The organism is Pedobacter sp. MC2016-15 (assembly GCF_026239695.1).
Classification (GTDB): domain Bacteria; phylum Bacteroidota; class Bacteroidia; order Sphingobacteriales; family Sphingobacteriaceae; genus Pedobacter.
Genome location: NZ_JAPIVS010000001.1, coordinates 294,653 through 318,166, shown reverse-complemented (window position 1 = coordinate 318,166; position 23,514 = coordinate 294,653). Strand labels below are relative to the sequence as shown.

18 protein-coding genes are annotated in these 23,514 nt (G+C 45.3%); 11 read left to right on the top strand and 7 right to left on the bottom strand.

What is annotated here, in order from left to right; all coding sequences use genetic code 11:
- Positions 1-2 precede the first annotated feature (2 nt).
- The 9 genes from OQY15_RS01445 to OQY15_RS01405 all read left to right on the top strand — a co-directional run bounded on the left by OQY15_RS01445 (position 3) and on the right by OQY15_RS01405 (position 11,383).
- The gene (locus OQY15_RS01445; protein WP_265786845.1) at positions 3-1,514 is read left to right on the top strand and encodes an MBOAT family O-acyltransferase; all 1,512 of its coding nucleotides are present in this window, start codon (positions 3-5) and stop codon (positions 1,512-1,514) included.
- A 4-nt stretch (positions 1,515-1,518) separates the two neighbouring features.
- Positions 1,519-2,472, top strand: coding sequence for a hypothetical protein (locus OQY15_RS01440; RefSeq protein ID WP_265786843.1), 954 nt, complete (start codon positions 1,519-1,521; stop codon positions 2,470-2,472).
- A gap of 18 nt (positions 2,473-2,490) precedes the next feature.
- Positions 2,491-3,801, top strand: a complete 1,311-nt coding sequence (locus tag OQY15_RS01435; protein WP_265786841.1) for an O-antigen ligase family protein — start codon at positions 2,491-2,493, stop codon at positions 3,799-3,801.
- The gene (locus OQY15_RS01430) at positions 3,785-5,269 is read left to right on the top strand and encodes an oligosaccharide flippase family protein (RefSeq protein WP_265786839.1); all 1,485 of its coding nucleotides are present in this window, start codon (positions 3,785-3,787) and stop codon (positions 5,267-5,269) included. The genes OQY15_RS01435 and OQY15_RS01430 overlap by 17 nt, the downstream gene beginning before the upstream one ends.
- A gap of 47 nt (positions 5,270-5,316) precedes the next feature.
- Entirely contained in the window at positions 5,317-6,297 is a 981-nt protein-coding gene (locus OQY15_RS01425) for a glycosyltransferase (protein ID WP_265786837.1), read from the top strand.
- A gap of 36 nt (positions 6,298-6,333) precedes the next feature.
- Positions 6,334-7,299, top strand: coding sequence for a glycosyltransferase family 4 protein (locus tag OQY15_RS01420; protein WP_265786835.1), 966 nt, complete (start codon positions 6,334-6,336; stop codon positions 7,297-7,299).
- A gap of 28 nt (positions 7,300-7,327) precedes the next feature.
- Positions 7,328-7,840, top strand: a complete 513-nt coding sequence (locus OQY15_RS01415; protein WP_265786833.1) for an acyltransferase — start codon at positions 7,328-7,330, stop codon at positions 7,838-7,840.
- Between the two features lie 94 nt (positions 7,841-7,934).
- On the top strand, positions 7,935-8,795 hold the full coding sequence (locus OQY15_RS01410; protein ID WP_265786831.1) for a polysaccharide lyase: 861 nt from the start codon (positions 7,935-7,937) through the stop codon (positions 8,793-8,795).
- A 170-nt stretch (positions 8,796-8,965) separates the two neighbouring features.
- Positions 8,966-11,383, top strand: a complete 2,418-nt coding sequence (locus OQY15_RS01405; protein ID WP_265786829.1) for a TonB-dependent receptor — start codon at positions 8,966-8,968, stop codon at positions 11,381-11,383.
- 90 nt (positions 11,384-11,473) lie between these two features.
- Here the strand turns inward: OQY15_RS01405 and OQY15_RS01400 are convergent, their stop codons facing one another.
- Positions 11,474-11,632: a hypothetical protein gene (locus OQY15_RS01400; protein WP_265786827.1), complete on the bottom strand. Its 159-nt coding sequence runs from the start codon at positions 11,630-11,632 to the stop codon at positions 11,474-11,476.
- Between the two features lie 7 nt (positions 11,633-11,639).
- On the bottom strand, positions 11,640-11,813 hold the full coding sequence (locus tag OQY15_RS01395) for a hypothetical protein (protein WP_265786825.1): 174 nt from the start codon (positions 11,811-11,813) through the stop codon (positions 11,640-11,642).
- Positions 11,814-11,950: 137 nt separating this feature from the next.
- Between OQY15_RS01395 and OQY15_RS01390 the strand changes: the two genes are divergently transcribed.
- Positions 11,951-12,673, top strand: coding sequence for a DUF3891 family protein (locus OQY15_RS01390; protein WP_265786823.1), 723 nt, complete (start codon positions 11,951-11,953; stop codon positions 12,671-12,673).
- A 68-nt stretch (positions 12,674-12,741) separates the two neighbouring features.
- Here the strand turns inward: OQY15_RS01390 and OQY15_RS01385 are convergent, their stop codons facing one another.
- The 4 genes from OQY15_RS01385 to OQY15_RS01370 form a co-directional block, all read right to left on the bottom strand.
- Positions 12,742-15,273 (bottom strand): alpha-L-rhamnosidase N-terminal domain-containing protein, encoded by a 2,532-nt coding sequence (locus tag OQY15_RS01385; RefSeq protein ID WP_265786821.1) that lies wholly within the window; start codon positions 15,271-15,273, stop codon positions 12,742-12,744.
- 67 nt (positions 15,274-15,340) lie between these two features.
- Entirely contained in the window at positions 15,341-16,840 is a 1,500-nt protein-coding gene (locus OQY15_RS01380) for a RagB/SusD family nutrient uptake outer membrane protein (RefSeq protein WP_265786819.1), read from the bottom strand.
- A 10-nt stretch (positions 16,841-16,850) separates the two neighbouring features.
- A complete protein-coding gene (locus OQY15_RS01375; protein ID WP_265786817.1) occupies positions 16,851-20,276 on the bottom strand; it encodes a TonB-dependent receptor in 3,426 nt (1,141 codons plus the stop codon).
- A 194-nt stretch (positions 20,277-20,470) separates the two neighbouring features.
- Complete coding sequence (locus OQY15_RS01370) at positions 20,471-21,835, bottom strand: FecR domain-containing protein (protein ID WP_265786815.1); 1,365 nt, start codon at positions 21,833-21,835, stop codon at positions 20,471-20,473.
- A gap of 192 nt (positions 21,836-22,027) precedes the next feature.
- Between OQY15_RS01370 and OQY15_RS01365 the strand changes: the two genes are divergently transcribed.
- Positions 22,028-22,630, top strand: coding sequence for an RNA polymerase sigma-70 factor (locus OQY15_RS01365; protein ID WP_265786812.1), 603 nt, complete (start codon positions 22,028-22,030; stop codon positions 22,628-22,630).
- 93 nt (positions 22,631-22,723) lie between these two features.
- Here OQY15_RS01365 and OQY15_RS01360 read toward each other — a convergent pair whose 3' ends face one another.
- The gene (locus OQY15_RS01360) at positions 22,724-23,413 is read right to left on the bottom strand and encodes an SGNH/GDSL hydrolase family protein (RefSeq protein ID WP_265786810.1); all 690 of its coding nucleotides are present in this window, start codon (positions 23,411-23,413) and stop codon (positions 22,724-22,726) included.
- Between the last annotated feature and the right edge of the window lie 101 nt (positions 23,414-23,514).

Sequence of the window (23,514 nt, the reverse complement as noted above, 5' to 3'; positions counted from 1 at the left end):
ATATGCTCTTCAATTCCTTTGAATTTCTGATTTATTTTCCGGTAGTTACGCTGCTCTTTTTCCTGTTGCCGCATCGGATACGCTGGGTGCATCTGCTGCTGGCGAGTTTTATCTTTTACATGACTTTCCTGCCGATCTATGTGCTCATCCTGCTGATTACGATTGTGATCGACTATGTCGCCGGGATCTATATTGAAAAATCATCTGGCAGCAGGCGCAAATGGTGCCTGATCCTGAGTCTGATCGGGAACATTGGCTTTTTATGCCTGTTCAAATATTATGATTTTATCATTTTTAATATCAACAGCCTTCTTTCTGTACATCTGCCGATGCTGAATGAACTCTGGTTATCTCAATATATTATCAGTTATAATAACTTTATCAATACGCATCTGAACAATGTGATCGGTACGAACTTCTCGATCCTGACACATATCATTCTGCCTATCGGACTATCATTTCATACTTTCCAGGCAATGAGTTATACCATCGAAGTATATCGTGGTAACCAGAAGGCGGAGCGGCATTTTGGGATCTATGCTTTATATGTGATGTTTTATCCCCAGCTGGTTGCGGGTCCGATCGAGCGTCCGCAAAACATCCTGCACCAGTTTCATGAGAAAAAGAGCTTTGATTTCTCCAGAATGGTGGACGGTCTGAAGCTGATGCTGCTGGGCTTTTTCAAGAAGTTGATCATTGCCGACCGGCTCGCGATTTATGTGAATACGGTATACGGCAATGCAGAAAATCATTCGGGGGTTACCCTGCTTTTCGCGACGATGCTGTTTGCTTTCCAAATCTATTGCGACTTTTCGGCATACTCAGAAATTGCAATCGGAGCGGCAAGGGTGATGGGATTTGATCTGATGACGAATTTCAGGAGGCCATATTTCTCCAGGACCATGGCAGAGTTCTGGCGGCGCTGGCATATTTCGCTCTCCAGCTGGTTCACAGATTATCTGTATATCCCCATGGGGGGTAACCGGGTCGCCATTCCCAGGGCTTACCTCAATATCATGATCGTGTTTTTAGTGAGTGGTCTGTGGCACGGTGCAAGCTGGACATTCATTATCTGGGGCGGTATCAACGGGGTGTATCTGATCGCCGGGAAATTGCTCGCGAAGCCAATTAAACAGATCTGCGGAGTTCTGAAGATCAATATGGAAAGCTCAGGTTATGCGGTCTACCAGCGGATCAGTACTTTCTTTATGGCCTGTCTGGCATGGATCTTCTTCAGGGCTGATGGCCTTGATCATGCTACTTTGATACTTAAAAAGATCATTCATCTGAACGGGAAGTTATGGTATGATAACCCTTCGATGCTGATTTATACTTTGCTTTCGGTGATGCTGTTGCTATTAATGGAGAGTGTTAACGAATTCAAATGGGGTAAGATTAATCTATTTACGAGCAGTTACAGATTTGCACGTTATACTTCTTACGCAGTGGCGATTATTCTGATCCTGCTGCTGGGGGTGTTTGACGGCGGACAGTTTATTTATTTTCAATTTTAAGATCATGGACAACGTTGTATCATCTCCAGCTAAGCCTTTTGTTTTTTCATTGTTAATGCAGCGATTTGTATGGTTAAGGGTAGTCGCGTTCCTTATTTTGCTCGTGGCGATGGACCTGCTTTTCGGGAATATCCTGCGTAAAGCTTATTTCTCACAAAAATACGGGGTGCTTTCGCGCATCACCTATGCCATTGAAGGTACGCATGCGGAAGGTCTTATTATGGGCTCCTCCAGGGCAAGCCACCATTTTGTGACCGATTCTCTGACGTCAATAAACAAGATGCCTTTTTATAATTCTGGTAAAGACGGGCAGTCGATATTTTATCATTATGCAATTCTGAAATGTGTGCTGGAGCGGTATACGCCAAAGGTGATCGTGCTGGATCTGCTCAGTGATGAGTTGTATCAGAAAACGGAGTCGTACGACCGCCTTTCGGAGTTGCTGCCGTATTGCAGGGATCACGCGGGTCTGGACTTTGTGACTTCCCTGCGGGGGCCTTTCGAGCAGTTCAAGATGAAGTCGCAGATCTATCCTTTTAACTCTTTACTGATCTCCATCGCCAGTGGCAACAGTAGCTTATCAAAAAACAGGTTTGTGGAACACAACGGTTATCTGCCTTTATTTGGAGAATTTAAAGGAGATCTTGATAGTCCGGAGCCGGAAAAGATCATGAAGATTGATCCGAATAAGCTCGCGGTTTATCACTCTTTTATCAAAGAATGTCAGTCGCACAATATCAAATTATACATTACGATTTCTCCCTATCTGAAGTTACTGCCTGAAAACAGTTCGACAAAAATGATAAAGGAAATCGCAGAAAAGAATAAGATTCCTTTTTACAATTATTCAAATGATGAACATTTTGTTCAGCACAGCAATTTTTTCTGGGATCAGGGGCATCTGAATAATGAGGGAGCCATATTATTTACCCAACTGATTGCCAAAGATATTATCTAGCCCTATCATCTCTTAAACATGAAAATCGATCACTTACTTTCACTGGCTGCTGTCTCGCTTTTTGCGGTGCTGATGGTATTGAGTAAGGACAGAAAAAGGGATTTCCTGATTTATGTGCTTTATCTTTTTCCGGTGATGGATCTGGCAGTGACACCGGTGGAATGGGGAAGGCTCAGGGTGTTTGAAGTGGTGTGTTACCTGAGTTTGCCTTTTACTTTTGCTGAAGTGGTACTGATCAAACGGCGGGAAGGCTTTAATTTGTACTACTGGCTTTTTGGTTTTTTTGTACTCGCCGTGTTGTTTGGCAGTCTGCATTCCAGGTATGTGAAAAGTTCACTCTTTTCTATGTTGTCGATCTTTCCGGTATTCATTTACACCAAATCTCTGATCACTGAATGTCTGGATAACAGGCAGTTTCAGCTGAAGGTGATTCGCGTGCTGAAGGTTGTGGCGATTTTCTCTGTGGTTTTTCTGGCGGCCCAGCTGCTGATGGGTCTGAAATTTACGTTTTATCCCTCCCTGAACCGGAACACGGCTTTGGAAGGTGTGATCCGCTATCCGGGTTTCTTCCAGGATCCGCAGATGTATGGGCAGTACCTGGTGATGATCTGTTTCCTGTTTCTGCTGAATGTCTCAAATATCCGCCGTCCTGACTGGAGAAACTATGGCTTGTTTTTCCTGATGGTGACAGCCTTGCTTTTAACTGGTGGGCGCTCTGCCTTGCTGGGGATCGCCGTTGGTATGGCATTGCTGTTTTTCATATTTGACTCGCAGTACAAGTTTTTGATGATGAGTATCGCCGGACTGGGGGTATTTGCGTTTTTATCGCTATCGGAGTCGCTGACGATCTTTAACAGGGTGGATACGCTCAATGAGGATTACTTGTTCCGGGCGGCAATCTGGGATGAGGCTGCTGTGATCTTTCAGCACAATACCTGGCTGGGCGTGGGCTTCGGCAACTATAAATGGTATAATATGGATTTCTCTACCAATTACATGCTGAACGAGAGCAATGAAATCGTGTTTTTCGGATATGGTCAGCCGGAGAGTGGGTACTGGATGCTCCTGACGGAACTGGGGCTCACTGGTTTTATCATAACTTGTCTTTTTATACTTCATCCGGTACTGAATAGTATCAAAAAATATCTTTCCGGCGAGAACAGTCCGGTGGTCTTCTTGTTCATTGCTTCAATCCTGGGTTTTCTGGTCACGTTTATCTCTGCTTATTCCTTAAACGACCGGAGGATACTGATTGTAGTGATCACTTTGCTGACCTTATTAATCGTACAAAATACCCGTAGCACACAAACATATGAAGAGTCAATTTAGTCCGAAAAATATCTTTGGACGGTCCGGTCTGGTGAGTAACAGTCTTTGGGGGATAGTATCAACCTTATTTCAGACGCTGTTCCTGAGTGCGTTTTTTGTGATCCTGTCACGGCAGTACTCGATTACTGAGTTTTCGCATTTCCTGATTGCAAACACGATTTATCAGCTGATCGTGGGATTCTCTTCAATGGGCCTGGGGCTCTGGTTTATCCGCGAATATGGTCATGAAACAGATGACCGCGATACTTTGGTGTACCGCTTCATCAAGGTACAGGGCTTTCTGGGTATTGTTTTTTATGCGATCAATATCGCGCTGGCTTTTGTGATTTATGAAGACCAGCAGATCAGGATGCTGACGCTGATACTGGGGACTAACATCATTTTTGATAATATCATTTATGCTTTGAAACACCTGAATATCGCGCAGTCTGAACAAAGAAAGACGGCGATTATCATGGCGGTAGAAGGTTTACTGAGACTCATCGCGGGGTGTCTCTTGTTTGTTCTTCCGATATCATTAGCTTATCTTTCTATAGTTCTCGTCGTGATCAGGCTCCTGACAGTAGGGGTGTTTATCCAGATCGGTTCCGGGGGAAGCATCAGTCTGAAGAAACTGTGGCTGTTCAAAATTTCATGGGCAGACTTGCAAAAGAATGTGCTGATGAACTGGAAATTTATCCTGATCGTCGGCTCCTCAATCTTGTTCTGGCGCAGCGCGACGATCATTATCTCGAAATATTTGACGGCAGCGGATGTCGCCAATTACGAGATTTCCTATAAGATCTTCTCCATCTTTACGATGTTGTGTATTGTGGCCTCGACTACAATTTATCCGCGTTTTGTGAAGCTGATAGCGGCGAACGACTATGAAAAGATAAGATCATTGTATAGTGTGATTTCCATGGGTTTTGGCCTCTTTGTGATTTTCTCCTATGCTTTTATGTATTCCTTCTCAGATATCCTGATCACCCTGATTTTTGGGGATAAGTTTCTGACGGCGGGCAATTGCATGAAAGAGATGTTCCTGACGCTGATTGTATTCCCTACGGTTTTTCTGCAGGCCAATCTTTTGGTGGCGATGAAACTGGAAAAGATGGATATGCTGCTCAACTTTATGGCGCTGGTGATCAACCTGACTTGCTCTTTGATCGGTCTGCATTTCTTCTCTTCACTTTCAGTTCTTAACTATTCCATCTTTATTTCCTTTACGATCTTCCACATCTCACAGAACATCCTGCTGATCAGAATGAAGATCAACACGATACAAAGTGCAGTGGCATTCTATGTTGCCGCGGCTGCATTTATCTTATGTTATCAATTTGCTTCACAGGCATTTGATGCATTGATCGTGTTTGCCTGCTTTTTCCTGCTGGTCATGATTCCGGCAATGGTGTACCTGTTTACAAAGATCAGGGGGCATTTCGAGAATGGCCCCAAAGAAAATCTGCAGTTTAATGGTAGCATGTAATTATAATTTTATAAACCAATTTGATATCCCTTTTAAAACGCTCATACATGGCTTCTCTTTCTGTTATTGTCCCGGTTTATAACAAAGAATTGTATATTGATTCTTCTATTATGTCCATCCTGAACCAGTCGTACACCGACCTGGAGCTTATCCTGGTCAATGATGGCTCAACAGATGACAGCGGGAAGAAATGTGACTACTATGCGAATGTTGATAGCAGGGTGAGGGTCTTCCATCAGCAGAACGGAGGGGTGTCTTCGGCCAGGAACAAAGGACTGAACCACGCAAGGGGTGCCTATATCGGTTTTGTGGATTGTGACGATACACTGGAGCCAGATATGTACGAGATCCTTATGCGGAATGCAAAGAAACATGAGGCTGATATTTCGGTCTGCGGTGTGCAGAAGTTTTTTCCTGATAAGGTGGAGGTTTATTACGGGACAGGCAATACGACTGTTTACGATCGTGCCGAAGGGGTGTCAGCGCTGTTGAAAAAGAAGTTCCTGCGCAGTGTATATGATAAGATATACAAAGCTGAGCTGGCGAAGAGTGCAAAATTTGAAGGCAGAATCAATGAGGATATCTATTATAACTTCCTGGTATTTATGAAAGCCCGGAAGAGTGTATTTGATGATCAACTCCTATACAATTATATCATCCGTGATAATTCTGTCAGCATGAGCAAGTTCAGTGTGAAATGGATGGATACCATCGCGCTTTCGCAAAAGATTGTGGCTGCCTGTAAGGAGGAATTGCCTGAGTTAAATGGCTTGGCGCGTGAGTTCGATTTTATCACCCATATCTCCCTACTGAACCTGCTGATCTTATCCGGGAAAGATGCCTATCTGGAAGATTACAGGCTGGTCGTCTCCAACCTCAGGGATTACGCTGCATTTGCAAAAAGTGGGGTGCTCAGAAAAAAACATGAGTACGCTTACAGGATTTTTAATTTCAGTCCGCCGGTATATGAGCAGGCCATGAAGATGTATTGCCGCCTGACCGATGCCGATGTCTCAAAAAAAGTATAATATAAACGCTATCTAAATCTCATTATTAACGCTGTTATGAAAGTATTATTTATTACCAATATGTACCCGGTGCCAGACTATATCTATTTTGGCATTCATGTGAAAGAACAAATCGATGCGTTACGGAAGGATGAAGGAGTGGAGAATGATGTGTATTTTATCAATGGCCGCGAGAGCAAACTCAACTATTTCAAAAGCATCTTCGCCCTGCGTAAAAAGATAGAACAGGGAAACTATGACCTGATTCACATTCATTATGGTATTTCAGGGCTATTTCTTTTGTTTTATACACCTAAAGTGCCTGTGATTGTGACGCTGCACAGCGGAGAGCTGTTTCAGAAGAAAGGATATATCAACCACCTGATGCAGAAGAATCTGACGATGGCTATTGTAAAGAGGGTGCAGAAGGTAATTGTATTAAATGATACAATGATCAGCCTGTTGGATCAATATAAAGATAAGCTGGTGAAGCTTCCCTGCGGTACAGATCTGGAACTATTCAGTAATTCTGCTGAGCCTAAACGTGCTCCTCATTTTACCATTGGCTTCCCGGGGAATAAAGCACGGCCGGAGAAGAATCATCCGCTGTTCATGCAGATTATAACAGAACTGCGAAAAGCATCTACTATTGATATCATTGAATTCCATAACCTGACCAGGGAGGAAGTGATAGCGGGATTAGGAAAGATCGATCTGTTACTGATGACCTCAACTGTGGAAGGAAGTCCCCAGATTATAAAAGAGGCTATGGCTTGCAACAGGCCAATCATCTCCACAAATGTGGGTGATGTGGATGATTTGCTTGCAGGGGTGGCTAATTCTACTGTGGTTAACAATCTCGATTTCAGGGACTTCCTGGAGCCGGTGGTGAAGATCATGAACCTTCCCGCATCAGCGAGGCTGAGTAACGGCAGGGAGAAGCTGATTGAGATGGGGCTGAACTCACGTAAGGTTTCTGAAAGGATCTTTCATCTCTACAAGGAGACTTTGCAGCAGAAATAAGAATTGTCGTAAATCAGAACCTAAAACTATGAAGAAGAAGCTTTTACTCATGCTCTATTACTGCTTTGTCCGTCATCTTCCGGCGACTTACTTTCCAATGGGGATGTTTTTTAATTCACTGCGGATAAGAGTATTGCGTGGATTGATGAAGATCGGGGATCATACCAAAGTGCAGCCGGGCTTCAAATTCGGACAGCGGGATATTATCGAAATCGGGCACCATTGCCAGGTAAATGAGGACGTTTATATCCAGTCGGCCATTATCGGGAATTATGTTTTGATCGCTCAAAACGTCGCTATTCTGGCCGTAACGCACAATTTCGACACAATCGATGTGCCAATCATCCAGCAGGGATCTACCGGAGTACGTCCTGTAGTGATTAAAGATGACGTATGGATTGGCCGTAATGTGGTGATAATGCCGGGTATTAATATCGAGAAGGGCGCTATTGTAGGTGCGGGTGCAGTGGTGACAAAAGATGTTCCTGCCTATGCAATTGTAGGAGGTGTGCCAGCGAAAATTATCAGGTACCGGGTATAGATGTGTAATTAATTCCCCTATTTGTGTAAAATAATCCTTTTGTTTATTGGATTACAGTTTTATTGTAGTAGATTTGACTACCAATCAGATCGTTATGAAAAAGCTCCGTAATCCCCAATCTCAAATTCTTTTGGTCATCACTCTCATTTCCGCGTTTTTATTCATGGGCTGCCAGAAGGATAGTCTTGAACAAACAACTACGCCAACGGCTCCGGAAAATTCTTCATCCGCCGCTGCGCCAGTTAGAGATAGTTCTGTCATCAATTATTATAACTTTGACAATGGACTGGGTAACTGGTTTGAGAAAAGTACTTATTATCCCTATTCTGCTACACTATCTGATGTAGTGAAGAAGAGTGGTAAATCGGTTCGTTTTGAACTGAGAAAAGGTGAAGATAAACGTACCGAGCTGGCGGTTGATCCTAAAACTACTCCTTCAGAATCCTGGTATGGCTTCTCCATTTATATTCCTGCCTCCTTTTCGTACGACGTTTCTCCGGAAAGTTTAGTGCAGTTTCATTCGCTGCCCGACTTCTCCCAGGGTGAAGACTGGCGCAGTCCGCCGGTAATGCTGGGGGTGATGAAGGACCGTATGATCCTGGACATCAGAACGAATGCCAATAAGGTGAACAAACAGGACGACTTCACCTTTGAAAGACAGGACCTTGGTGCTGTAGCTAAAGATGTATGGGTGGACTATGTGATCCATGCAAAATGGGCGTATGACAATACCGGTGTGCTGGAAATCTGGCAAAATAAAAAGCTGGTCTACAATCGCCAGCAAAAGGCGAACCGTTACAATGACGTTGCTTTCCCATATATCAAATTGGGTATCTATAAGTGGGACTGGGCAGGTGTCAGCAAGTCGACCACGACCAATCGGGTGGTATATTTTGACGAAGTCAGAATCGGAAACAAGTTTGCAGGCTTCGAAGGTGTAAAAACAAGTTTCTAAATAATTTAATACGTTTTACTTATTTTGATAGCACTGAGGTAATGAAAATTTACTTTCAGTGCTATTGTCATGTTAATGTCTTATTTATAATCATTAAAGATAAGTACCCTTGCATTGTAACATTGTTGTTCTATGTTTGTAGCCTTTAATCATTCTAAATAATAATTAATATGGATAAAATCTACAAAAATTGTTGCCTGATGCTGCTGTTCACACTGTTGAGTGTAGCATCGTTCGCACAAAACAATACGGGTACAATTACCGGACGGGTGCGTACATCTGATGGTGTTTCAGCAGAAGATGTTGAAGTTTCAATCAAAGGTGTTTCGAATACGACGGCCGACAAAAAAGGTAACTACACGCTTAAAAATATCCCGGCAGGTTCTCATACGGTTACAGCCAGATTAGTAGGCCTGCAGCCTGTTTCTTCAGTAGTGAATGTTGTAGCCGGTGAAACTGCAGACCTGGATCTGATGCTTCAGGCTTCAAACCAGCAGCTGCAGGAAGTGGTAATCAGCCATGGCAAAAAGAACAAATACTTCTCTAAAGAAAGTGATTTCGTATCTAAGATGCCGCTAAAGAATTTGGAGAACCCTCAGGTTTATTCTGTGATCACCAAGGAATTGATGCAGGATCAGGTGATCACAAATTACGATGACGCTTTAAAGAATGCTCCGGGACTGGACAAACTTTGGTCTGCTTCGGGAAGGGCCAGTGATGGTGCGGGTTACTTCACACTGAGAGGATTTGCCGTACAGCCAACTTTAGTGAACGGTCTTCCGGGATTAACGAATGGAAGTCTGGATGTTTCTAACGTGGAGCGCATCGAGGTACTAAAAGGCCCTTCAGGAACTTTATTCGGCTCTACGGTAGTTTCATATGGTGGTGTAATCAACACAGTAACTAAACAGCCATTCGAAAAAACTGCTGTAGAAGTGGGATACACTGCTGGAAGTTACGGATTAAACCGTATCACAGCCGATGTAAATACACCGCTTGATTCAGCGCACAAAGTGCTGTTCAGAATGAATGCTGCTTATCACGATGAAAGTAGTTTCCAGGATGCAGGTTTCAGAAAATCGAGATTCTTTGCGCCTTCATTGGCTTATCAGCTGAACGACAGGGTTTCATTCTTGTTCAATGCGCAGTTTTTAGCGTCTGAAGGTACGAACCCAACGATGTTATTCTTCAACAGAAGTTATCCTCTGAAATCCACGACGCTTGCAGCTTTAGGCTACAACAACAGGAAATCATATACTACGAACGACCTGAGCATGAAAAACCCGGTGACTACCATCCAGGCGCAAATGAATATTTTGCTGTCTGATCAATGGCGGTCGCAGACAATTGTTTCACGCGGTGCGGCGAAATCTGATGGTTATTACAGCTATTTGTTTGAAGGTGTGCAGGTTGTTGGCACAGGTACAGCAGCACGTGGTGTTTCAGGAAACGGTATCTTCAGCAGGTACATTACTGACCAGAACTCTACAACTGAGTCGACCGACCTACAACAGAACTTCATCGGCGATTTCAAAATCGGAAACCTGAGAAACCGCGTTGTGGCTGGTTTAGATTACCTGAACCTCACTTCAATCAACAACAGTTCTAACTATGCACTCGTGGGTGCTGTAAATCCATTGGTTAATGCAGCGGAAAACTTGTCGAAACAACGTATAGATACTGCCATTGCAGTTGCAGGTTACGGTGGTAGCACCAGAACTTCGCGCGAGATATACAGTGCCTACATCTCAGATGTAATCAACCTGACACCAGAATTATCTGCGATGGCCAGCATCCGTGTCGACCGCTTTCAGAACAGTGGTTTAAGCACACCGGCAGCTTCGAGATATGGTCAGACAGCTTTCTCTCCGAAATTTGGTTTGGTTTACCAGATCTTACCTGAGCAGCTTTCAGTTTTTGGTAATTACATGAATGGCTTCAAAAACGTAGCTCCTGTAAACGCGAATGTGAATGGTGCAAACGTGATCACTACTTTCGATCCTGAGCATGCCAACCAGATTGAAGGTGGTATTAAATCAGACTTGTTTGATGGTAAGTTATCGGGTTCATTAAGTTACTACGATATCAAGGTCTCCAACATCGTTTTATCAACTGGCCCTAATCAGTACAGCCAGGGTGGTGATCAGTACAGCCGAGGTTTCGAAGCGCAGATTACTGCAAACCCTGTTGACGGTCTGAACATCATCGCAGGTTACTCGAAAAACAAAAGCCGCCTGACGAATGCCTTAGCCAATGTTGAAGGCAGAAGGCCACTGAGTGCTGGTCCGGAAGATCTGGCTAACTTATGGATTGGTTACAAAATCACTACTGGGTCTGTAAAAGGATTAGGTTTTGGTTTCGGCGGTAACTACTCAGGCAAAAACATCATCGTGAACGATGCTACTGTAGGCCAGTTTATCCTGCCATCTTATACGATCTTTAATGCTTCGGCTTATTATGGCGTTGGACAGTTTACTTTTGGTGTGAAACTAAATAACCTAACTGATAAAGAATACTACAAAGGATGGAGTACGCTGGAGCCTATGCAGCCACGTACTGTTGCCGGTAATGTTTCTTACAGGTTCTAAAAGAATTTTAATACCTATGAAGGAAGCTGCACGTCGAAAGATGTGCAGCTTTTTTTTTTGCGCATGCCTGTGGTTGCAGGCTTGACGATGTTATTTTGTTAACCAGTGATCGGGAAGTTTGACGTCTTTTAATATTTCTTTTGCGATCGCTAGTTTTTTCTTGACAAAGGATGCATCTGCATAACTTGTCATTATTTTTACTTCCCCAGTTTTGCTATGGGTGAATATTGCTTTTTTAGTTTCAGGCATAATTGTGCTATTTTGTTAACCAGTGATCGGGAAGTTTGACGTCTTTTAATATCTCTTTTGCGATCGTTAGTTTTTTCTTCACAAAGGGTGCATCTGCATAGCTCATAGTATTTTTACTTAATTCAGAACGGCTGTTTTGCACTGTTAATCTTTTATTTACTGCCATAATTACTCCTTTCATTTTTTCTTTAAACAAATCTAATGTTTCTCTTAGATAGAAATAATAGTATATATGTGTAAATCCGAAAAGTAAATGTTAAGAGCCGAAACATTTTACACATAGTTGTGCTTTATATTTGAAAATCTAGAAGCTATCTAATGATCGTAAACTATGCACCATCAGGCTGGGAAATCATCACGCAGCGTTCGCACGGACTGCTGGCGGCGCAAATCTGTGCGCAGTGGCGGAAGGATGATCAGCCGGAGCGCTGGATTGAGACCTTAATCGCGACAGCGGAACATGATGATGTGTACAATGAGTTTGAAAACGACGATCTGTTAAATGAGAACGGAGGACCGGTACATTATGAAGCCACGAGCTTTCGTAAAGCATATGCTGAGCGCTTGATGGGAATGGCGGAGACGAAGAGTGCTTATGTTGCGCTGCTGGTATCGCAACACATCCAGTTTGTTCATGGTGCCGACTCAAAAGCTAAACAGTTTATCGCATCGCTGAAAATAAAAGAGAAGAGGTGGTTGAAGATTGCAGATAGCAGCAAATCTGAAGTGAGTCGTGGATATGCCTTATTGCAGTTCTGCGATGCGATGTCATTGTTGCTCTGCCAGAACAAAGTACCACCAGAACAACGGAAAATAGAGATCAGTACCGGCCCCGGGGGAATAGCTTACACGATGTGGGAGCAGGAGGGTATCCTCATAGTAGATCCCTGGCCCTTCGAAGAAAGAACCTTTAAACTTCGTTACGAAAGTAGAATGCTGCCTCAGCTAAGTTACTCCAGTGTCGCTGAGTTTCGCAAAGCGATTGAGGAAGCGGAGGTAGTGACTAGAGTTTTGGAATTAGCTACTAAAATTAAAATATAGCGGCTCCGTTAAGGTCGGAGCCGCTATATTTTGATGAAACTGAAACCACCTCAGCTATCTCTGAAAACCTACAAATTAAAGTGATTCTCTCCTGCATTCAGCGGAATCTTCTTACCTCCCCAAATCAGCTCACCCTTCATTTCTGCAGGCAGCTTCACAGTAATATCCGCATCCTTACGATTAGACTTACTCACAGAAACAGCAATTTCCCCTTTTGGTGAAGGCATCCTGCCAGAAACCTCTGTCAATTCACCGAGTTCCGGCTTCACCTGTACCGTTTCAAAACCCGCGGTAAGCGGAGTAATACCACAAATCGTCGCCAGAAAATCATAGTTCGGACTCGCACTCCAGGCATGGCAATCGGAGCGGCTCGGATCCGGGTTCTCTGCGAAAGTCGTCAGACCTGCTTTCAGCATATCCCGCCATGGGTCGAGCCTGCCATAATATAGATTCCCCATATCTGCATGTTTGAGTGCCTGATTCAGGTAAAAGCGGTAGTAGAAAGTTGCCTGTATCAAAGTATTATCTTTTAATACTTCAGACATCAGTTTCGGCGCTTCTTCAGGATCAATCGCGTCTGATAACACCGCCATGATATTGGCATGCTGACTGAAGGAAGTCTTTTCCGGACTATCCGCCACCAATCCCCGCGCAGGGTCGTAGCAGTGTTTGAGCGTCCCTTTTCCGATCGACTTCGCCAGCTCCGTACATTCATCGGCCTTGCCCTGCTGACCGAAATGTTTGTACAAATCTGCGGCCTGCTTCAGGGTATACGCATATTGGAGACTCAGGATCGACGAGTTCCCATCTTCGGCACCGGGAGGCACACCCATGCCCGTGAAGCCCTTACTCCAATCCGTAAAGTGCCACCATTCCATAGGTCCCAGCATGTTTTTTTCTGTATCGATCTGATTTTTATACCAGTTTAAAATCCCATCCACACCGATCATATACTTTTTCAGAAATACATTATCATTTTTCAGCATCATGTAATCATGCAGCATTGATATCCAGTACAGCGAAAAAGGAGGGATCACCTGGATGCGGTTGCTCGGATATCTCCCCTGGGTAAGCCCTTCCGGAACACGGGAGTTATAAAAATCATTGATCGCCTTGCGCATCAGGCGGTCGTCTCCGCTGACGTATAACGAAATCAGCGCCTGAATACGTGTATCACCTTCGTACTGAAGCTGTTCATAGTAAGGGCAGTCGTAATATGTTTCTCCGGCGCAGAGTTTTGCAGTCCGCCATCCCACATTCCAGATGGCCTTTAGAGAAGGGTCGTTGCTCGTAAAACTGGCATTTTCTTCAAAAGGATAACCCGTAGCCATTCCATAGATATCATTGATAGTGAGCGACTGCCCCGCGGTAGTAATATCCAGCTGTAGATAGCGGTACGTACGCTGCCACAGCGGCCTGAACAAGCGCTGTGAAGATCCATCCATCTCAAAGATATCATAGTTGCCGATCAGCGTTTTCCCCTCAACTTCGTCCCGGTTGCCCTTTACACCATTTTTAAACAGCGTCTCCGCGTAGGTCAGTTTCACTTTCGCGCCCTTACCCTGACTCAGTATAATCTCAGGATAAGCAACAGTATTGAAACCCTGATCCAGTAAGATACTTACCTTTTTCCCTGCAGGGATAACCAGCGCTTTCTTGCCCTGAAGAATATCTGACTGACCCAGCGCGGCGGTCGACCTCCGTATTTTATCAAAACGCTGCAGGTTTTCCGGCATCAGGGGAATGCTGCGTGGCACCATCGTCCAGCGGTTATCTGTTCCTGATCCCATAGGCTCAGGACTGGTGATTGGCTCTGCAGCTTTCCACTGAAGATCATTGTATGCAGGTTTCTCCCAATTCCAGGGATATTTTGAAGCCTTTACATAGTCGCCAGGACCAATGACCATATAAGACTGCAGGCGTTCCATATTATCTAATGATACAGGATGATAAGACGTATTTTGATAGACTTTCCAGCTTTTATCAGTATTGGCGATCTTCTCCTTTTCTCCATCACCCTGCACCACAAATGCCGTCTGATTGGAGAACTGCGCTACAGAAGCGAGCTCTGCCATGTTCCAAACTACCGCGGCAAGGGTGTTCTCACCAGCTTTGAGATACTTTGATACATCTATACTTTCATAATACCAGTTATAAAAATCTCCGCGGGCAGGTCCGAAGCATACCGGCTTACCGTTAACAAAAAAGCGGTAGCGGTTGTCGGCACTGATATGCAGCAGGAATTTATCAGGCTTGGTCGCCAGTGTTATCTTTTTTCTGAAATGATAAATGCCATAGGCGCGCTGATTGACATCAGGGCAGGTGATCCATTTCGCCGGCCAGGCTTTCTTCAGCAGAGCTGGATTAATCTCCGTAGCACCAGAGGTACCCTGATACAGCTCCGAATGCTGTGTAGCTGATCCTGGTGAAGCAAAGTTCTGCTCGCTGCCTCCAGTCATTGATCCTGGCAAGGCAGGACTAACATCGGCAGGCTGGGCAAACAAACTATTTGAAAATAAACTCATGACAACAAGAACCTGAAGTCCCTTCCAGCCACGACATAATTCAGCCTTTCGGACTTGTGTAAAAAATCTTTTCATTAGCGCAGTATATTTGGTTAGACGCCATAAATGGCATCCAAACTTACAATTTAGATTTCAAAAATCATTAATAACCAGGATTTTGAGAATAAAGCCCCGGTTTCGCATCCAGCTGCGCCTGAGGGATCGGATAGATAATCCAGTTCGCAATTACCGGCTGAATTTGTTTTAAATCGTCATTAGCAGCAATCCACTGGTTCATCGTCGTCACCAGATTTCCACTACGCTGGAGGTCGAACCACCTCGATCCTTCACCCGAGAATTCGCGTCTTCGCTCTGCATAAAGCTGCGCCAGAGTCACGTTACTTGCAGTGCTGGCGCCCGATCTCGTCCGCACCTGATTGTAGATGAGGTCTACGTCCGACTGTGCACCCGGAGCACCCCGTAAAATACATTCCGCTTTCAGCATCAGCACATCCGTATAGCGGATCGCCATAAAGTTAATCCCCCAGTCGGTGATCACTGCCGGCACCTTCGTCACGTCCAGATATTTCTTCAGGAAAGGCCTGTTGCCTGGGATACCGAGCTGCGTAAAGTACAGGATGTAGCTAAATGACTTGCGCGTGTCTGCATCCTCATAAGAATTGTAGAGATCGTAGGAGGTAGGTCTGCCACTGCCACCCAACTGCGCAGGTTTCACCAACACCGAAGTAAAATACGCATCCGGAACCGGCAGCGACACAAAGGAAGCACCCAGTACCGGGTTTAATCCCGAAGTATGCATTACATCAAAAATCGCTTCCCTGTTTACGCCCGGATTTTGTGTTGCGTAAGAAAATATTCCCGCATAGGTAGTACCCAAAGCAAACTGACCACTGTTGATCACATCATTCAGCAGGGGCAAGGCGAGGTTATACTCGTTTAAACCCATTCCTGGTCCTTCAATCCCGTAGGTCGCGCCCGACCGCGCCATATATACCATCGCCAGTAAACTTTCCGCTGCATATTTGGTAGCCCTTCCGATATTGGTCGCAGGGTAGGTAGCCGGCAGGATCGGAATGGCATACTGCAGATCTTCAATAATCACCTTGTACACATCTGCCACCGGACTCCTCGGGATCTCCACAGCTTCAAGCGCCGTCACCGGACGTGTCACCACGGGCAGCTTCCCGAAATAACGTACCAGATCAAAATAGTAAAACGCGCGGAGGAACCTCGCTTCAGCCCTCAACCTTTCCCTGAGCGCAGCACCCACCACATCACCCTTCTGGTCGAGCTGATCCAGGAAAATATTCGCCCGGTAAATCGCATTGTAATTGTCGTTCCATGCTGCATTTACATAGGTATTACTCACCGCGTCCGTCCTGAACGCATTGATAGGATCATATAACTGAGTCCCTAGCACAGAGATCGCATATAAGTTATCAGACCGAGTTTCTGATAAGTTGATCAACCGGTCGGGATAACTGCGCAAGCTGTTATATATCGCATTTGAACCCTGTATAAAATCCTCCTGTGTCCTGTAAAACGTTTCCGTAGTACCTGTAGAAAGCGGCTCGATGGTCAGTTCTTTCTTGCAGGAAGCCATCGTTGATAATATCAATAATAAGTATAATATCTTTTTCATGTTTGATAGTTTAAAATGAAAAGTTCAAACCAAATGTGAGCATCTTCGGCAGCGGCAAACCACCATAGTCGCCCGACTGCGGGTAATTCCCGTTACCACTGAGGTCGGTATTCGCTGATTCAGGATTCGCACCCCCGTAATATTTATCATGTCCGAAGTAGTTTTCCGCAGACACAAACACCCGCGCAGCCGCCACACTTTTGATCGTCAGGATCTGCTTGAGGTCGTAACCCAGTGTGATGTTCCTGATCCTCCAGTAATCCGAGGAGTACAGCCAGTCGGTATTCACGATGTTTCCATAAGTTGAATATGCTTTTCCCCGCACACCATCACCAGGATTTTCCGGAGAACGCCAGCGGTTGCGGTAATCGCCGGAGGCATTGTAGATGTAAGCGAGCCCTGTCTGCGAGATCCCCCTGCCGAGGATCGAGTAGATTTTTCCTCCGTTTTGTCCCTGCACCAGCACCCGCAGGTCGAAGCCCTTATAATTGAAAGTATTCGTGATGCCCCATGTGTAATCCGGATTGGGATGTCCCACAATCTGGCGGTCGTTCGCATCGATCACTCCATTGCGGTCGAAATCCTCATATTTCGCATCCCCGACAGTCTGGGCACCATACAGCGCCACCTTATTTGTGATATCTTCCTGTGTCAGGTGGCCAATCTTTTTTACCACAAAAATACTGTTCAGTGCTTCGCCGACTCTCAGGATGGTATTTCCCACAGGAGTATAAACCGAGGGTACCAGCAACTGCGACTGCCCGTTTGCCAGTGAAACCACATTATTGGCGTTGTAACTGGCCTGCAGGTTCGTCGTCCATTTGAAAGCACCTGTCAGGTTCCGGCTCGACAGTTCCAGCTCCAGCCCCTTATTCCTCACAGACCCGGCATTGCTCAGATAGGCCTGAAAGCCCGTCACCTGAGGGATAGCAACATTCAGCAGCAGATCCGATGTGAGTCGGTTGTAATAATCGAAGGAACCCGTAATCCGGTTTTTCATGATACCGAAGTCGAGACCCACACCTTTCGTCGTAGATTTCTCCCACTTCAGATCCGGATTGGACACCCTGTTTGGCGCCTGCCCGATCACTGCTCCCTGTGACGCCCCCAGTACATAACCGTAAGATGCCGTAGTTGGAATCGATCCGAAATCACCGATACTATTGTTTCCGGTAACTCCATAGGTAGCCCTCAGCTTGAGGTCGCTGATGACAGGGATCTGCTTCATGAAAGCTTCTTCAGAGATTCTCCAGCCGATAGATCCTGCAGGGAAAAGTCCGTACTTGTTATTCGCTCCAAATCTCGAAGAACCGTCGGTACGGATACTTGCACTCAGCAGATACTTACTTTTGAAGCTGTATTGCGCGCGACTGAAATAGGAGAGCAGGACGTTTTTGGTGGCACCGGTAGCGCCTCTGACCCCGGCGGCGTAATTGAGGGTCTGGATGGTGGCATTGGTGTATCCGCCCACAGAGCTCATCGTGGAGTTATCGCTGTAGAAGTTGTTGTACGATTGCCCGAGCAACAGGTTCAGGGAATGCTTTTTCGCAAAGACTTTGGAATAGTTCAATGTGTTTTCATTGACGAAGGACAGGTAGTTATTGGTGAGGTAGGAGCCTGAAGTGTTGACTGTCGTTTGCGCATCTCTGACCGTTACCAATCCCGTTACTGTATACGGAATGTACCTGGAGATATTACTCTGAGAATTGTCGACGTTGATGGACGTCTTGAAAGTTAAGCCCTCGGCGATGGTATACATGGCGTAAGTTGAAGCAATGGTTCTGAACCTTTTAGTTCTTCCTACCTGATTAAGCAGTTTAGCTACGGGGCTGTTCAGAGCTACGGAATAATTGTAGGCATTGTTGCGGAATGCATTGGCATTGAGGCCGACGGTATCCTCCTGGATCGGGGGCATGCTGAGGGCCACATGGAAGATCACATCTTTCCCTTCCACACCCGGATCCTGCAGGATGGAATAACTTGGAGATAGGTTCACACCGAGCTTCAGCTTCTGACCGATATTGGCTTCTACATTGGCTCTCGCAGAGTAGATCTTGCTGCTGGTGTTTTTCACGATACCTTCCTGATCGATGTTATTCACGGAGACGAAGTAGTTGACACTATTGGTGCCACCGCTTGCAGAAACCTGGTGGTTCTGGCCGAGACCGGTGCGGAAAATCTCATCCTGCCAGTCGATCTCCTGCAATCCCGGGCGACCAGGAATAGCCCAGCGGGGATCCGGCACATAGGCAACGTTGCGGGTACCGATAATGGAAATCCTGCGGGCTTCGTTGTCGTTCGCAGTAGCACCCCGGGAACCATAGGCAGCTACATAGGCAGCATTGATCATCTCTTTGGCGCGGTCGATCCACTCATCTCCATTGAGCATGTCTACTTTGCGGGTAATGTTTGTGGCACTTACTGAAGATGAAAACTGGATCTTCGTTTTACCGGCCTTTCCTTTTTTTGTAGTGATGAGCACAACGCCGTTGGATCCGCGGGATCCGTAGATGGCTGCAGCGGCGGCATCTTTCAGGACTTCAATCGATTCGATATCATCGGGATTGATATTATCAAGGGCATTCCCGCCGGAGAAACCACCGGAAACATCTGAGGAGGACTGCCCAAGGGGGAAGCCATCGATCACGTACAGCGGTTCGGTATTCGCGGAGATGGAGCCCGAACCACGCACCTGTATGCTGAAACCCTTCCCGGGTAATCCGGTAGTCTGCTTGACATTGACGCCGGCAAGTTGTCCCACCAGTGCCTGATCTACACGCTGCAGACCGCGTTCTTCTATCGCTTTTGCAGACATGGAGGAAATAGGAGCAGTGAGGTCGGCCCGTTTCTGGGTACCATAACCCACCACAACCACTTCATCGAGTCTGGTGTCGCTTTCCATCAGAACGATCTTCATGGATGCGCTGAGGATTTTGCTCTCCTGGCTTTCGTATCCCACAAGGGAGAACACGAGGATAGCCTGATTGTCGGCCACGCTGATCGTAAACTCACCGGATCCGTTGGTGATAGTTGTGGTATTGGTACCCTTGACCCTGACTGCCACGCCGGGAAGGGGGACGCCTTTTTGATCGGAGACAGTTCCGCGTATGGTTTCGGCCTTGATGGCCGGAGGAGCTGGTGCTTTACTAAGTACTACTGTGTTTTCGGCTTCGTTGATGGTGTATTTGATTCCATTCGCGGTAAAACACTGTTTGAATACGGTTTCTATGGTCGCATTTTTTGCGTTGAGGCTCACATTTTTGGCAGAATTGAGCACATCAGAGCTGCTGATGAAGCTGTAACCGCTGACTTTCTGAAGCTGGACAAGAAATTCTTTCAATGGCATATTCTCTGCCCGGATGCTGATCGTCTGAGCTCGTCCGGAGGCATGAACCTGTACCATCAAAATGGTTAAAAGGAGTATTGTTATCTTCATTATACGCAGAAGCTTATGGGCAATACAGGATCTGTCACCTCCGATTATTGAAGTAAATAATGTATACATTTGTACGTAGGTTAAGTGGAAATTGGTTGAAGAGCTATGGAAACTTGCCGCGCCCGGCTTTAGGGCTGGTGGTCAGAGGGCGGAGTCAACGCCTTCTGACTTATTTGGCAAGTATGTGCTGTAGGTTACTGTGTCACGATTACCCTCCTTCCATCTAGCCTGAAGCGGACCGTATTTGTTTGTTCTAAGTTTTTCAGCAGGTTTTTGAGTCCTTTATTAATGGGATAGCTTCCCCAGAAGCGTTTGTCCTTCACATCTCCCTGGAATTCAACTTCCACCTGATAGCGCCGCGCAACTTTCTTCATGATGTCTTCCAGGCGATCGTCACTGAAGCTGAATTTCCCGTTTGTCCATGCTAAGGCTTCGTTTAGGTTTGCTTCTTTAGGTCTGAGCTCGCTGCTGCCGGAGGTGTTCACCACCATTTGTCCGGGTTTGAGTTTTGCGCTAGTTCTGCCGTTGCTGATGCGTACCGAGCCCTCTGCGAGGGTGGTAATGGTGCTGGCGTCTTCAGGATAGGCCTGGATGTTGAAGTGGGTGCCGAGGACCTCAACAGTTTGTGTGGCGGATTTTACGCTGAAAGGTTTGTCTTGAAGGTGTTTCACTTCGAAATAAGCTTCTCCGGAGAGTTCTACGATTCTTTCTTTGGTGTTGAATACGACAGGGAATTTTAAGGTAGAACCTGCATTGAGCCACACGCCGCTGCCATCAGGCAGGATGATTTGATATTGATAACCAGGGGGGATGCGGAGGGTGTTATAGATCTGTTCCGAGGTTTCAGGAGTTTGTCCGGCTTTGCTTTCGTAGCTGAGGATACCTTTCTGGTTTTTGATGTTGGCGGTTCCCTGGTTGATCAGGGTATCATTTGCAGCTGCGGAAAGGTTAATCTTTTTGCCGTCGCTAAGTGTGAGTGTGATGGTTTCTGGTTTTGTCGTTTTTACTGATGCCAGGTTGGTCTTTTGGGGTTTGCTGTTGAGGAAGTACGCGAGAAAGCCGAGGCAGAGGATGAGGACTGCCGCGGAGAGGTATTTGTAAGGCCAGTTGATGTTTGAGGTGTTTGGATTGTTGTTCAGGGGTACAGTCCTTTTAGGCTCGGCGTGATCCCGCTGAAGATCATGAGGTTTTGCTTCTGTCGTATTGTTCTGCTCGTTTTGATGATCATTAAGTTTTGCCCGGTCAGAATTGGCGTATTTCAGGTCGGTAATGTTCTGCTCATTTTGATAATTTTCAGATTGCAGGATCGAACTTTCTGCTTTATTGATCTTATCAAGGACATTTCTGAGTGCGAGCTGGCTGTCGAAGGTATTCATGCCCGAGATTTCCTTGCGCCACAGTTGCTTATCCTGCAAACTTTCCAGCAGGGCGGCGTTTTTTGGATCTGCATTGAGCCACTCATGCAGTTTTTCCTGCTCGGCGCTGGTGATTTCCGCGCTGATCTGCCTGACAATGAGTGAGCTGATTTCGAAAGGATCAAACCTGTTGTGTTCAGCCATAAGTTTATATTTGGGTATTTTCTGATAGAAACAGAATTGTTGGTGCGGATCTCTAAAGGTTCTGAAAAAAATCATCAGCCTCAACACCTTATGTAATTTTTTAGGGACGAAGTACCTCAGAACAGTTTGTGTTTCAATTTTTTGTACATTAGGTTACCAAATATAAAGTACCACCAATTTGACGCACTTGTTATGAAAACCAAACAAACGGGCTATCAGGATGAGGAATTTTTGTTATCGCAGTTTAGCGCTGCCGATCAACAAGCTTTTGCGCATATTTTCACATTATTTTACGCTCCCTTATGTTTTTTCTGCACCAGGTTGGTAGGTGATAAGCCCGCTGCCGAGGAAATTGTGCAGGATATTCTTCATAAATTATGGGAGAAGAATCAGGATTTTAGTTCACTAGTTTCCATCAAAGCTTTTCTTTATATCAGTACCAGAAATGCGTCGATGAATTATATTGACAAACATCAGCGAAAAGCAAAAAGGGAGTTATCATTTTATAACAATCTCGAGCAGGCTGAAGAACCTGTGATCCGTGAGATTATTTACATCGAAGTACTGAATGAGCTACGCAAAGAGATCAACAAATTGCCAGAACAATGCCGTAATGTGATCAGGATGCTTTATGAAGAGGATATGAAACCGCAGGAAATTGCTGATGAACTCAATATTAAAGTGTCTACGGTTTATAATCAGAAAATGAGGGGGATATCAATTTTGAAAGCGAAGTTTTCCGGAGCTATTTTCGATATGCTGATGTTGTATTTGTTGTTTAATAAAATGGATTGATTACTACGAGCTTGATCAATTTTTTACAATTCTTCTGGCTTGTTAGGTTTCGCTTTTTTGCAAGTTTAAAGCTGCTGCAGCGCTCACATAACTTCAGCGGCTCTTCAATTTCCTGATCGCAGCTGCAATAAAATCTGCCTGGGCCTTCACAACAAATGGAACATAATGCACATGGTCTGCGAAGCGATTTGCCCCCAGGGTTTTGGTAAAGCTGTACATATCTATAATTGGTACATGATGGCGGACAAATACCTGATCAGCAATCGCATTGTAATGCTCTAAATCAGCGGCGTACCTGTCAAATGCTTTGCTCTTTGCGGCGTGCAAACTATCAATTATCTCTGTGCTTCTGACCCAGATCATAGGGATATTCTTTTTCTGCAAAATTTGATAAATCGATTCCAGGTTGGTACGGTAAGTGGCAGAATCAATATTGATTTTTTTAGTCCTGGGATTGCGTTTAATGTCGTGCAAACCGCAGTTCAAAACCAGCAGATCAGGTTTGAATTTCGGGTCTGTTTCCCTGCTGCGTAGATACTCCAATAACATATTGGAATCGCCACCATTGGCATCAATCGGCACATCGAGATTCGCCAGGGCCTTTTCCTGCGATCCTTTGCGCTCGATTTTATACAGACCTTTTAGATTTCCTTCTAAATAGCTGCCATATTGCAAAGCGATGCTGTCCCCGAGTAAAAACAGGGTTTTTGGTCTTTGCGCGGTAAACGCGAGGAGCAGAATTGCAGTGACAATTAAGGGAGTTATGATTTGATATTTCTTCATGATAGTGGATTGTGGCTGATCGTGAGCAAATGAATGGTTATCATCTGATCTCATGCCCGCAAATCAATTGATATTACTTTTACTGTGATTGCATTTACTTA